The organism is Chryseobacterium sp. GQ58 (assembly GCF_059758895.1).
The window spans coordinates 58,899-71,747 of record NZ_JCAXEH010000003.1 but is presented as its reverse complement, the minus strand read 5'-3'; the positions used below and the strand labels follow the sequence as shown (position 1 = coordinate 71,747).

Annotated in this window: 11 protein-coding genes; 2 read left to right on the top strand and 9 right to left on the bottom strand. The window is 33.9% G+C overall.

Annotation, left to right across the window (positions count from 1 at the left end; genetic code table 11):
• Positions 1-2 precede the first annotated feature (2 nt).
• From AC6CHK_RS08295 to AC6CHK_RS08275, 5 genes are all read right to left on the bottom strand, one after another.
• Positions 3-983, bottom strand: a complete 981-nt coding sequence (locus AC6CHK_RS08295) for a beta-ketoacyl synthase chain length factor (protein WP_498095185.1) — start codon at positions 981-983, stop codon at positions 3-5.
• Positions 983-2,158 (bottom strand): beta-ketoacyl-[acyl-carrier-protein] synthase family protein, encoded by a 1,176-nt coding sequence (locus AC6CHK_RS08290; RefSeq protein WP_498095184.1) that lies wholly within the window; start codon positions 2,156-2,158, stop codon positions 983-985. Before AC6CHK_RS08290 ends, AC6CHK_RS08295 begins: the two co-directional genes overlap by 1 nt.
• A 23-nt stretch (positions 2,159-2,181) precedes the next feature.
• Complete coding sequence (locus AC6CHK_RS08285) at positions 2,182-3,384, bottom strand: LpxL/LpxP family acyltransferase (RefSeq protein ID WP_498095183.1); 1,203 nt, start codon at positions 3,382-3,384, stop codon at positions 2,182-2,184.
• Between the two features lie 194 nt (positions 3,385-3,578).
• Positions 3,579-4,613: a phytase gene (locus AC6CHK_RS08280; RefSeq protein WP_498095182.1), complete on the bottom strand. Its 1,035-nt coding sequence runs from the start codon at positions 4,611-4,613 to the stop codon at positions 3,579-3,581.
• A 4-nt stretch (positions 4,614-4,617) separates the two neighbouring features.
• The gene (locus AC6CHK_RS08275) at positions 4,618-7,443 is read right to left on the bottom strand and encodes a TonB-dependent receptor (RefSeq protein ID WP_498095181.1); all 2,826 of its coding nucleotides are present in this window, start codon (positions 7,441-7,443) and stop codon (positions 4,618-4,620) included.
• Positions 7,444-7,877: 434 nt separating this feature from the next.
• On the opposite strand from AC6CHK_RS08275, the gene AC6CHK_RS08270 reads away from it, so the two are divergent.
• A complete protein-coding gene (locus AC6CHK_RS08270; RefSeq protein ID WP_498095180.1) occupies positions 7,878-8,447 on the top strand; it encodes a DUF4142 domain-containing protein in 570 nt (189 codons plus the stop codon).
• Positions 8,448-8,538: 91 nt separating this feature from the next.
• Here AC6CHK_RS08270 and AC6CHK_RS08265 read toward each other — a convergent pair whose 3' ends face one another.
• The 4 genes from AC6CHK_RS08265 to AC6CHK_RS08250 all read right to left on the bottom strand — a co-directional run bounded on the left by AC6CHK_RS08265 (position 8,539) and on the right by AC6CHK_RS08250 (position 11,547).
• Positions 8,539-8,898, bottom strand: a complete 360-nt coding sequence (locus AC6CHK_RS08265; RefSeq protein WP_498095179.1) for a prevent-host-death protein — start codon at positions 8,896-8,898, stop codon at positions 8,539-8,541.
• Between the two features lie 235 nt (positions 8,899-9,133).
• Positions 9,134-9,499, bottom strand: a complete 366-nt coding sequence (locus AC6CHK_RS08260; protein ID WP_498095178.1) for a nuclear transport factor 2 family protein — start codon at positions 9,497-9,499, stop codon at positions 9,134-9,136.
• A gap of 150 nt (positions 9,500-9,649) precedes the next feature.
• On the bottom strand, positions 9,650-10,522 hold the full coding sequence (locus AC6CHK_RS08255; RefSeq protein ID WP_498095177.1) for an AraC family transcriptional regulator: 873 nt from the start codon (positions 10,520-10,522) through the stop codon (positions 9,650-9,652).
• A 185-nt stretch (positions 10,523-10,707) separates the two neighbouring features.
• Entirely contained in the window at positions 10,708-11,547 is an 840-nt protein-coding gene (locus AC6CHK_RS08250; RefSeq protein WP_498095176.1) for an MBL fold metallo-hydrolase, read from the bottom strand.
• Between the two features lie 375 nt (positions 11,548-11,922).
• On the opposite strand from AC6CHK_RS08250, the gene AC6CHK_RS08245 reads away from it, so the two are divergent.
• The gene (locus AC6CHK_RS08245; protein ID WP_498095175.1) at positions 11,923-12,771 is read left to right on the top strand and encodes an SDR family oxidoreductase; all 849 of its coding nucleotides are present in this window, start codon (positions 11,923-11,925) and stop codon (positions 12,769-12,771) included.
• The last annotated feature ends 78 nt before the right edge of the window (positions 12,772-12,849 follow it).

The following is a 12,849-nucleotide window of genomic DNA, read 5'->3' as shown; positions in this document are numbered from 1 at the left end:
TATTATTTGGAAAGGATAATTATAGATTTGTACTTTCTGTATTCATTCAAGATCAAAATATTGCTGATTTCTTTATCAATCTTTTTGTTAAATACATCGGGAACAATATTTTCCCTGATAATTTGTTCTCCGAGCCATAAAGCAAAAGAAATGGAAGTGGGGTATTCACCTACAAAATCCTTATAATAGATTGTGGATTCTGTTGCCAATTGATTGTGGGAGAAGCTTTTATTTAATCCTGATATGATTACATCAATATTTTCATGAGATATTTCTTCCTTATCTAAAAGATTTGATATTTCTTTTTTAAACCTTTCTGCATCAATATTATAGAATGTAGCTACAGCTGCTATGGTAACGGTATTTTGATTTTTGTCTTTTATCAATCTAAAAAAGGCTGCTCCTTCTCCGAATAAACTGTCGGAATAATCTTCACGATTAAGAAAATTATCTTTTATAACAGATACGTGATAATTAGGTGAAATTTCGTCTGAGGCTCCAACAAGGATTGTATTTTGGCCTTCCATGAAATTCATTTCAGCATCCAAAAGAGCTGTTTCAAAAGCATTTCCTCTGTTTGTATAGGTAATATTGTAAGCATGGGTCCCCAATTCTATGGCCAGATTCCCGGATAAAGTGCTGTGAAGTGATTGTATGAATGGATTTGGAGAAAGATTTACCTCTTCAAGATCAATCATTTTCATTGTGAATTGTTCAAAATTACTGAGACCACCCAGAGATGTGCTGACGATGATACCGTCTATATTTCCTGCCTGCTTTTTCTCCATGCATTTCAGGGCAGCAAACATGCCATATTTTGCACTGCGGGATCCTCTGCGTACGATATGAGTTTTTAAACATTCGTAATAATCAGGTTCTATAACATTATAAATGTTGTGTTCTGGAGTTTGGGTAGTAAAATCGTTAAAATCCTGATGATCAAAAGGTCCTATGCTGTATGAGTTTTCAATATAAAATTTCATTAGATTGCTTTTGAAAATATTAATGTTGAACAAAAACCGCCCATTGCAATAGAATTATTCATAACATGGAGGATCTCCTTATTTACACTTTCTCCTAAATAAGGTAAATTTTCTTCTATAGGATTTTTGAAATTATAATTAGGAACCGGTCTGTTTTCTTGCAGAGAAATGATTGAAAAAACGGATTCAACAATTCCTGCCGCTGCGAGACAATGTCCGGTTAATGATTTTGTAGAGCTAAAGTGTGGAATCTTTTCGAAAATCTTCTGCATCGAAGCAATTTCTGTGCTGTCGTTATTCCGGGTTCCTGTGCCATGCGCATTAATATAATCTATCTCGGAAGGATTTAGACCTGCCTTTTCGAGGGCTTTTTTCATTGATAACTGTAAGCCGGTGACATAATCGGATGAGGCTGAAGGGTGGTGTGCATCATTTGCATTTCCATAGCCGGATAATTTAGCAATCGGAGTTTTGTTTCTCCTTTTTGCCGAACTTTCAGACTCCAAAACGAGATAGCCTGCCGCCTCTCCGAGATTTATTCCTTTTCTATCCGTATCAAAAGGTTTACATATTTCTTTATCTAATAACAAAAGGGAATTAAAGCCGTTCAAAGTAAATTTCGATAATGCATCTGAGCCTCCAACTATGGCAATATCACATATTCCATTCTTAATCATTCTTGCACCACACATGATGGTATTGAGTGAAGAAGAGCATGCGGTATTGATAGATATATTAAGGTTGATATTCAAGATTTCGGCAAGATCTTCAGTTATACTTGCTCCTTCATGGTTTTGAAGATAGCTTCCTTCAAAGTCATTATTGAAATATTCTTTATACAGTACTTCTGTTTCTCTCATTCCTCCAACTGTGGAGCCTGTTACAAGTGCGATCTTTTCTTTATTAATGTCCAATTCCGCTTCTTTAATTGCTTCTTTAGCGGCAATAACTGAAAGGTAACTCGAACGCGACAATTCTTTTAAAGATGTGTTTGACATCTGCTGTAAAGATTCATCACTATAGCTGACTTCTCCTACAGGAAAATGATTATTGTTTGTCTGCAAATATTTCGGGAGGTCTACAAATGTTTTTCCAGAAAACAGGTTGTTCCTATTTTCTACAACATTCTTTCCCAGTGATGAGATAATACCCATTCCAGTAACTACGACAGTCATATTTAGTTTTTTTGTGGCCTCTGCTACCTTGAGACTATAATTTTATTATGTAATAAATCTTTTAGCAAACTGCTAGGTACAAATTTGTTGAGATGGTGTATGGTGGCTTCAGATTTTTCAAGAGATAAAAGGATCTGTCTTAGCTTATCGGTAATTTTGAAACTTACATAATTTCGGATGCACACAATATAAGATTCATGGTTGATACTTACAATCTCATATTCATCAGTATTAAATTTTAACCGTGATTTTGCTGAAGGCTTTTTATTATACATCGACTGTCTAGCCCTTTCAATGAATTTGGCAAAGAAACCTGATTTGTTGTCTTTTTTTGGATTTCTATAGATCATTTTTTGATGAATATGTGTCCATTCCTGCCACTGAGCAGGTTGTTTTGTCAAATAGCCAGCCAAAATATTGACTGTATTTTGAATAGCATTTTGAGCATAATTTTCATCAGAGAAATCTTCTCTATTCTCAAGGTGATGGAAAACTGCTCTTATTTTGTAATCTTCTGTCCGTTCTGCTATTACAGGCACAACAGGTATTTTTAATTTTTGTGAAATTTCCATAATACCTGAAGATAATGCCAGCTGCTGATCGAAGAAATCTATTTTTTTTATCCTTTTGTCCTGTTGGTCAACATTTCCTTGTATTCCGTCAAGATAAATTAATACACTAACCCCTTTTTTTAGATATTTATATATTTTAAAAATACTTTCCTTTTCAAAAGGATTGATTGAGATAGGCTGGTCAATTTGTTCTATAATTTCACTTCCGGAATTATTTTTTGTCTCCCAATTGACCACATCATTACTATCAATCGCCATGGATACAATGACGAAGTCTATACCCTGCATTTTCAAAATAGTTGGAATCTGAATGAAAGCGCCATAATGAAACGAACAAAACAAACCGGTTTTCGGTATTAGATCTGGATTATAAATCTCAATAAGTTCATCAGTAAAAAGCTTATAATTACATTGAGTATCCAATTGATTGATAAGTTGGTAAAAGACGACATCTTTAAAGAAAGAGGCCTGTCTGTCAAAAGTGGAGTTGCCAGACAATAGGTGATACCTGTTTAAATTAGTAAAAAATTTATCAGTATCTGTTTTTACACTTACAAAAGGATTTTCTTTAAAGTTGTTAAGGATATCAGTGCTAAAGACATTATGCTTTAACTTTTCAACAGAATCTACATAATCCTGATATTTAGTAATCATAATCCTAAAATATTAATATTTAAATTGTATTTGGTAATGGTAAATATAGAATTTATTATTAATATAGCAAGTGTTGATTCCAAAAATATTTTTTAAATGATAATTTAAAGGAAAGAACCTAAATATGTTTATGATTAAATTAAATTAAGTACATGTTCGTCTGAAACAGGATTTAATATAATGATTGAATAAAACTATTGTTCCTTTTTAATTTGCTCTTCAATTTTACGCCAATCGTAATAATGAAAGACCTTGCCGTTACTCATTGCAACGAAAACACCTTTTGGAAAACGGTCTCCCAGAGCTATGGCAGTAACTTCGGAACCGTCACTTTCGCTTGTAGAAAAGGGGATTTCTGCAATCTTTCCTTTTGCCGGATTTTCTCTTAGATAAACATTAAAAGTATCTGCCTGTTGATTGGAAATTAAAATATATCCCTTTCCCGGGGCTGTAGGATATATTGAAATTCCCTCAATATCTCTTTTAAAATCACCTTTTCCGAACAATAAAACTTCTTCATCGCCTTTTGTAGGATCTGCATGATAAATGTGTACTCCGTACATCTCATCAGAATAATAAATCAAGCCCAATTCTGCATCTACCACAATACTTTCTATTTCTTTTAGCCCGCTGAATTGACCAAATTTTCTTACAACCTCAGCATTTATTTTTCCATCTTCATAAGAAAGTTTATACTGCCATAAATATTGATTATTCGACCCTGTTTTTCTTCCAACAATTGCAAATATTTCCCGAGTTTCCGGATTCTTGTACACTGAAATTCCCATTGGTGCTCGAAGCTCCTCTCCATCAAATACTGAAAACTCTCCGATTTCTTTTAAATCAGGAACAGAATAAATTTTAACTTTGTTGGTTTCTCTTTCTGTAACTGCTGCAAAATCTATAGATTTCCCGTTTAGAAAAAGTCCGTAACCGATATCAACATTATTCGGACGTCCTAATCCGGTTATTTTATTGATAATTTTCCCTTTAAGATCAAACGCATATAGTCCTCCTCCGGTCTCTTTATCTGTCCCTACGATTACGCTTTTCGATGCGTCATCAGGGTTGATCCAAATTGCAGGATCATCTGTGTCAAACATTACTTTTTCAGTAATTATATCCGGCTTTAAAGCGTTTTTTTTATCATTAATTACTGAACAGGAATTGAACAAAATCACAACTCCTAATACAACAACAATTTTCTTTGTATTTATTCTTTTATTCATCTTATTAAAAATCAAATTTCAATCCTAATGTATATCTGGGCATATAGTATTCCATCTGCATGGTTCTGTCTTTTTCACCTTGATAATAGCGCAACGGTTGATTGCTCAAGTTGTTAGCCTCTGCAAAAATTCTCATAAAACTGGTAATTGCATATGACACATTAGCATCTAAGAAAGTCTGCTTGTCATAATAACGATCTTCAAAATCTGTAGATCCAAACTCATCAAGATACGCCGCTGCATGATTAAGTGAAATTCTTGCCGATAATTTTTTGTTTTCCCATGATAATGAAGAATTGAACATGTGAGGCGCAGTTCCCGGTAACATCACATTCGTTCTCAAATCTCCGTCTGCATTGTAAACTCCTTTCGCTTTGGATTTTGTAAAAGTATAATTTAAATAAATACCAAAGTGTGAAAGAAAGCCCGGAAGAAAATCAAGCTGTCTTTGAACTGCCGCTTCAAAACCGTATACCTGAACTGATTCACCATTTTGTGGAAGTACCAAAGTGTAATTCTGACCGTCTTCCAAAGTGTTTCCTACATCCGGAAACATCTGAGCAAATTTTTCTCTGTTAAAAGTTTGATCTCTGTAATCGTAAATAAAATTATTGATTTTTTTATAAAAACCTCCTAAAGACAAAATCCCGACCGATTTGAAATAATATTCTCCCATTACATCATAATTGTGGGCATAAGACGCCTTCAGATCTGGATTTCCAGCAGAAACAACTCTGTCATTTGGTAAGATATTCATATATGGAGAAATTTTATAATAACCGGGTCTTGCCAAAGCTGTAGAATACGCTGCTCTCAATACCAAATCTTTATTTGGAACATATTTAAAAGCAATGCTAGGCAACCAATTGGTGTACTGACTTTCTACACTTCTGCTTCCGGTAAGATTTTCTTCATCTTCTACCACATTTCCTGTATAATCAATTTGCGTGTTTTCAACTCGCACTCCGATGATCATTGAAAGTTGATCTGTAAAATTCTGGTCCCATCTCAAATATCCCGCATATATCTTTTCGTTTGCAGAATAATTTGCTGAAAGAAATTCAGAAGGTTCGCCTGAACGTTCAAACGCTGAAGAATTTAAGTTTTGATTTCCCAAATAGGTATTGCTTGCGAAATATCCAGGAGCGTAAGCTGAATTAGGATTAAACCGGCCATTCCAATTCACTAAATCCGCCTGTCCCAAGTGATCCATAAAATTTCCGTTGGGTTCGTAGGAAAAGAAATTATTTTCACGTTTTTTAAATTTTAGTCTTGCTTTACCGCCAAATCTCAAACGACCTTTTTGATTTTCAATGACTGAAAACGGAACTCTGAAGTTCAGCCTTCCTGTGATTTCTTCTTCATACGTTATACCATTTTGCTCTGTAAGTTCATCCAAAGCATATTGGGCAAGTCCCACTTGGTTCTGAAAAGTAAACATTGGCTTTTTTGTAGAGAAGTTGCTTCCGAGTCTGATGCTTTCTCCATTATCTGCGGTTTCGGCTTCGTATGAAATATATCTTTCTTCCGGTCTTTGTTCTTCGGCTTTTGAATATGATGCACCCCAATCCATTTCCAGCTTACTTCCGATAACGTGATTTCCGAGTATGGAATAATTTTGCATAATCTGCCTTTCCAGACGTCTTGCATCATTTAATTTATTATTGATTCCACCTTTTGTTTGACGATTGAGCACTGCATTAAATCCTGAAATATTGGTTTCGGCAGCATCCGAATAAATAGGTTCTATATCTTTTATCCTCAATCGGTATCTGTTTTCCCAATCGTCTCGCCAGTTGTATAAAGCGGAAATTCTAATGTTGTTTTTATCATTAAATTTAAAGTCAAGATCAGTTCCTATACTTTTTCTTTCACGTTTTACATCATACTTTCGGACATCCATTTCCTCCATATAAATGTTTCCGGCATCATCCTTCGTCCAAACCCCTTCTACATTATCAGAACCGTAATCGTTGTTATTATAAGAACCATTGAGAACGAATCCTAATTTTCCGCCTAAAAATCTGTTACTGTATACAAAACTGTCTGCAAATAAAGCTTTTGAACGAATCGGATTATAACCTGAAGCGGCAGAAATTGAAATTCTCTCTTTTTCAGCTGCGGTTCTGGTAATCAAATCTACAGATCCTCCAATGGCGTCGCCGTCCATATCCGAAGTAAGCGTTTTATTGACCTCAACTATCTGAATCATATCCGAAGGAATAAGATCCATCTGTACATTTCTGTTATCACCTTCCGCTGACGGAATTCTATTTCCATTTAATGTTACGGAATTCAGTTCGGGAGCCAAACCTCTGATGATGATATTTCTTGCTTCACCCTGATCGTTCTGCATGGTAATTCCGGGAACTCTTTTTAAAGCATCACCAATATTGGCATCAGGAAATTTCCCCATCTGATCTGCCGAAATTACATTGGTAATATTAGCATTGCTTTTCTGTTTATTGAGCGCACGGGCTTGGTTCTGAAGAGCAAAACCTTTTATTTTCACTTCCGAGATCAGTGTTTCTTTTCTGCTGAACACGATATTTTGTTTGGTATTTTTATCGGGATCTACCACAATGGAAATTTCTTTTTTTCCATATCCGGTGTAATCAACATTTAAGGTGTAATTTCCGGACGGAACATTGAGAAATATAAAATTACCATGTTCATCTGAAACAGTAAAAATATTTCCGGGGCTTAATGTAATTTTTGCTCCCGGAAGTGCAATCTGAGAATTATCATTGATATTTCCAGAGATTGTACCTTTCTGAGCTAAAACCATTAAAGAAGCACATATTAAAATTGTGCAAAATACTTTCTTCATATTTAAAGTTTGATACCACAAAACTAGAAGAATAGGGGCCTTAACCGTTTAATAGAACTTTACAAGTAAATTAACAAACCTTTACGAAACTACCGTAAATAAAGATCATTGTAAACAATATGTTATTGTTTGATTAAAAAAAACTTAATTGAAAAATAAATAGAACCTATATCGTTTTACTTTATCATTAGGATGATAATACTTTCAGTTGTCTTAAAAACTTCCTGATCTCAGAAGGTCTTTTTCTTGACTCAGACTATTCAGTTTTATTACCATATTTGAATTATGATTGAGATCATAGAAATAAAGACTGAGAATTTCTAGTTTTGAAATAACTCTAAATCACACTATGAAGCATTTAAAATGCTTGTTAAACCATTTAAAATTTTTATATGAAAAAATCAATCTTACTATTCGTAGCAGTTGCATCGTTATTGGCCTGCAACAAACAAGAAAATTCTAAAACGGATCAAAATGTTGGCGGACGCGAAGTTCCTGCTGCTTCAGATCCAGGTACGGTATCAGGTGACGGCTCCAACATGTCACAAAATTCCGGCACAACCTCTCAACTCACAGATCAAGATAAAAAATTTGCTGATGAAGCAGCGAAAGGGGGAATGATGGAAGTTATGGCTGGAGAACTTGCAATCGAGAAAGGTACGGATCCAGCTATAAAAGCTTTGGGGAAAATGATGGTAGAAGATCACACCAAAGCTAACACAGAATTAAAGCAATGGGCCTCAAAAGTTGGATATACTTTACCTTCGGGAATAGATGCCGAGCAACAGAAAAAATATGATAAACTGAAGGAATCCAATGGCGTTGCATTTGATCGAAGCTATGCGGAGCTTATGGTAAATGATCATCGTAAAACGATCGCAGACTTTAAAAAGGAAGTTGCAGAAGGGTCTGAATCATCACTGAAAGCTTTTGCTGATAAGACTCTGCCTTCTTTGGAGCATCATCTTATGGAATCCGAGAATGCAAAAAACAAAGTGAAATAATTTTATTATAGATGTGAAATTCGAAATCCCACTGACCAGTGGGATTTATTTTTGTAGTAAACATATTTAAACATTTATATTTAATCGGAAATTATTGTAAATCATAATGGGAAGTCACCATTTTCAAAATAAAAAAAACGTAGTTGTGTTGCGCCTCTTTTACATTCAACAATCTGTTTTTATATTCGTATGAGTTGAGGATTTTCGTTAGCATACTGTAATCGTTCAGATCATTGCCTTTGATTTTAACTTTAACATTTCCATCTCTTGTTTTTATTATTTCGTCTTGTAATGTTCTCATTTTAAATGCTGCATCTATTAATTCCGGACGCAAATCCATCCTTCCCATATACCGTTCGATAATATTGATCTTGAAATGATCAAATATAATGTTGTTGAAGACAATTTTGGAGCCTGGTTGTTCTGTTCTAAGCTCAAGTTGATAATTCATTGTTGAAATTTATTAAAAAATAGATTAAATATTGAAAAAAAAACGATTAATTCTGATGAAATTTAATTTAAAACCAAATATATGAAAAACATTTACCTTTGATTCTTAAATACCATAATAAACTGGAAGCAAAGCGCTGCGATGTTTGCCGGATTCAAATTGTTTTGAAACTCCATAAAGAAAATTCCCGTGAAATTTAACTATACAATTGTTGAATATAATAAATTTTTAATTACTAATTTCTTTTTGAGGTATTCGGAATAACAAAAGCTTTCAAATCTGCCATCTTGCCATCGGAAAATCTCCAAACATCACAGTAATGATAAGAAGTCATTTCATCATGCTCGTTTTTCATACTGATTTTACCAACCGCTGTTATAAATTCATTGTCCGCAATAAGATTTTCAATATCAAATTTAGGAGGTTCTATATAGGTTTTTGCCATATATTTTCGAACCTCATCTTTTCCTTTGAGTGTTTGCTCGCCTACGAATGTCCATACTGTATCGTCTGTGCAAAAAGATAAAAATTTCTCATAGTCGCCTGAAGAAATTGCATCATTTGCCTTTTGCAGAATTTCTTTATTTGTAAAATTCATCATGACGTTTTACTGTTTTTATTATAATTTAAATTGATTAGTAAAAATGAATTATTATCAAATGTATCAGCAAAATTGGTGCTATTCCAATTACAGGCAGGCAATAATTTTGAAACTAATTTTTTTCTCATTTTTAAATTTAGTGCGTAAATATTAATGATTAATGCCATTGCAGTATTCATTTAAAAAATCAGTCGTCGTCATCCCGGTTTGATTTTTAAAAAAACGCATTAAATGGTTGGGTTCTGAAAAGTTGAGCTGAAAAGCAATTTCAGCCACGGTAAGCTTTGAATGAATTAAATAATCTTTGATTTCTATCAGTAAACGCTGTTTGAGTAAATGCGTCGCCGTAACATTAAATTGTTCTTTTACTGCTTTATTGAGAGCAATACGGTTTATATGAAGGAGTTCTGTATAATCATTAATACGCTGTTTTTCTTTAATGTGAATTTCTATTAATTTCTTAAAGAGAAAAGCATTGTTATTCTTGTTTTTTTCTAACGGTAAATTTTGGATGTGACTATATTCTCTGTTTAGTTTTTGAAGCAGATAATAAATTAAAGAACGGATAATATGTACGCTATCAACTTTTGTTCTTACGAGCTCTGCTTTTATTTCTGCAAGCAGGGAATAATATCTTTCGATTAGCGCTTCGTCAATCTGCATGTTGAGTGGACATTCCAATTGATAAAAATACAATAAACGATAAGTAAACAGCTTGTCTGAAAAAAAATCATTCAAAAAGTCTTCCTGAAAGACCAAAACGACAAAATCTAAACCTTCGGGATTCAGATTCCATTCTCTTTTTTGAAACGGCGAAATAAATATAATACTGTTGTCTTTGATATCTATTTTACTATGATTTAAGATAAGATGACCAGTCCCTTTTTTAAAGAAAACAATTTCAAGATAATCCGTATTATAGGCTTCTCTTTTGAGATAGTTTTCTTTCACATCGATTGACAGCAGAATATTTATCAGAAAATCCACTCCACATTCTGTTTTATGAAATTTCAGGGTTTTCATTCTATTTTTTTATACAAATGTACTAAAGTTCTTTTGCAATATTTTCCGTGATACGCTTCACAATTATGGACCACTTATTACTAAAAACGGGGTGTTGTTTTAATATGATTAATCTCTGAACCAAGTGGATTCAGAGATTAATTTTGGACGATAATTCGTCTGTATGTCTGATAAAATAGTTTGGCTTAAAGGGAAAGTGTAACCATTTCCGTGTCCGCCGGGATTATTAATTTGTCTTTATCTATTTTGAATTCAGCGGCCTTCTGGCTCAATGAACTTCTGGTGGTACGACAATGATCCAATGCATCCATATGTACTGCTATAACTTTTGCCTTACCGCTTCCATGGATTAAAGCCATCGTCTGTTCTTCGTTCATAATGATTGGTGTATCTTCAAATCCTTTAATAAGAGCGCCTCCCGAATTCACAACAATATAATCAGGTTTGAACTTTTCTATGTTGTTTTTGATATTATCGTTCCAGATTGCGTCTCCAACAATATACACGGTCGGTTGATTTTTTGCTGTTAATATAAAGCCAGACGTTTTACCCATCATTTCCAATACCTTTCCGGTTCCATGTTGCCCATCCAATCGATATATATTGATACCATTCCATAATTTGTGGTCATAGATTACGTTTGCTTTGTTAAAGCCTTCTTTCTCAAAGTAATTCTTATCTGCAGGCTGGATCATCAATTCAGTAGATTTATTGATGGTTTTACTCGCGACTTTGTCAAAATGATCTTCATGAGTATGAGTCACAATCACCAAATCAACATCCTGGATTATATCTTTCACTGGCATTTTCAATTCAACAGTTGGATTTCTCTGAATTCCGGCCCATGATTCAATAGCGCCTTTTGGTGAGAGCATCGGATCAACCAATATTTTTTTTCCTCCGTAGTTTATGAGTAAGGTTGCATTTCTGACTAATTGAATAGTAGGCTGATTATTTGAAACGGTTTGTCCAAATGATAAAGCAGCCGATAATGTAATTGCTAATAATAAAAGTGCTTTTTTCATATCTTTAATTTTAATAATCTCACGCTCCCGTAATTAAAGTTTTTGGGTAATGAGTTCGCTGCAAAGGTCTGGGCAAACGAGTAATTATGAGATATCGAAATATTGGAAATTACTACCATTTTGATACTTATCGTTATTAAAAAATTACAATATTTTTTTTCCAGTATTAATTTTAGAAGTGCTATTTGAGCTTTTTTTTATATTATCCACAAGCCAGTAAATGTGAATTATTTAGTGGAAATTTAAAATAATCAATCATTACAGTTAGAAATCAAATTCACGATTTAGCTACAACATTCATTGTTTTGGTTAAGTTTGACGTTTGAGATTGAGGCATCTTTGCATCATCATTTAATTCATAAAATCAAAAATAAAATGGACACAAAAAAAGTATGGTTTGTAACCGGAGCATCCAAAGGATTGGGGCTCACATTAGTAAAAAAGCTTTTAGCAGAAGGTTATCGCGTAGCTGCAACATCACGCAATATTCAATCTTTAATTGAAGAAATTGGGCAGCCTACAGAGTTTTTTTTACCTCTTTCAATGAATTTGACAGATAATGAAAATGTAAAAAATACAATTGCAGAATGTGTTAAGCATTTCGGACAAATTGATGTTGTAGTAAACAATGCAGGATTTGGTTTGATAGGCACATTGGAGGAATTGAGCGATTCAGAAGTAAAGGACAATTTCGAAGTTAATGTGTTTGGTTCGCTAAATGTAATACGAAATGCAGCACCTTATTTCCGTCAGCAGCAGTCGGGTTATATTTTCAATATCGCTTCAATCGGAGGATATTCCGGAGGTTTTGCGGGTTTTGGCATTTATTGTTCAACAAAATTTGCAGTAGCAGGATTCACAGAAGGTTTGGCTGAAGAAATGAAAGATTTTGGAGTAAATGTTTCCGTGGTGTATCCGGGATATTTTAGGACGAATTTTTTGTCAAGCGGGTCTATAAAAACTTCCGAAAATCCTATTGCTGAATATGCAAGCGCAAGAGCATCCGAGCAGGCGCATCTCAAAGATATTGATGGAAACCAGCCAAATGATCCTGAAAAAGCAGCCGAAATATTAATCGAAGTAAGTGAACTTTCCAAACCTCCGGTTCACCTTTTTCTCGGAAAAGATGCTTATGCAATAGCTAATCAGAAAATTGAGCTTATGCAGCAAACAATGACTGAATACGAAAAGCTAGGAACTTCAACAGAGATTGTAGATAACTAAATACTTTTATTACGAATCCAAGGATGTTTTAAAGCAAATTTAAAGATGGCATTTTTATCATGCAGGTGTAATTTTATA

What these genes read in the sequence shown, in the direction of transcription:
- AC6CHK_RS08250 (WP_498095176.1), bottom strand. Translation starts at nt 11,547, where the DNA reads ATGAAAAAAGCACTTTTATTATTAGCAATTACATTATCGGCTGCTTTA.
- AC6CHK_RS08265 (WP_498095179.1), bottom strand. Translation starts at nt 8,898, where the DNA reads ATGAATTATCAACTTGAGCTTAGAACAGAACAACCAGGCTCCAAAATT.
- AC6CHK_RS08255 (WP_498095177.1), bottom strand. Translation starts at nt 10,522, where the DNA reads ATGAAAACCCTGAAATTTCATAAAACAGAATGTGGAGTGGATTTTCTG.
- AC6CHK_RS08260 (WP_498095178.1), bottom strand. Translation starts at nt 9,499, where the DNA reads ATGATGAATTTTACAAATAAAGAAATTCTGCAAAAGGCAAATGATGCA.
- AC6CHK_RS08290 (WP_498095184.1), bottom strand. Translation starts at nt 2,158, where the DNA reads ATGACTGTCGTAGTTACTGGAATGGGTATTATCTCATCACTGGGAAAG.
- AC6CHK_RS08245 (WP_498095175.1), top strand. Translation starts at nt 11,923, where the DNA reads ATGGACACAAAAAAAGTATGGTTTGTAACCGGAGCATCCAAAGGATTG.
- AC6CHK_RS08280 (WP_498095182.1), bottom strand. Translation starts at nt 4,613, where the DNA reads ATGAATAAAAGAATAAATACAAAGAAAATTGTTGTTGTATTAGGAGTT.
- AC6CHK_RS08295 (WP_498095185.1), bottom strand. Translation starts at nt 983, where the DNA reads ATGAAATTTTATATTGAAAACTCATACAGCATAGGACCTTTTGATCAT.
- AC6CHK_RS08275 (WP_498095181.1), bottom strand. Translation starts at nt 7,443, where the DNA reads ATGAAGAAAGTATTTTGCACAATTTTAATATGTGCTTCTTTAATGGTT.
- AC6CHK_RS08285 (WP_498095183.1), bottom strand. Translation starts at nt 3,384, where the DNA reads ATGATTACTAAATATCAGGATTATGTAGATTCTGTTGAAAAGTTAAAG.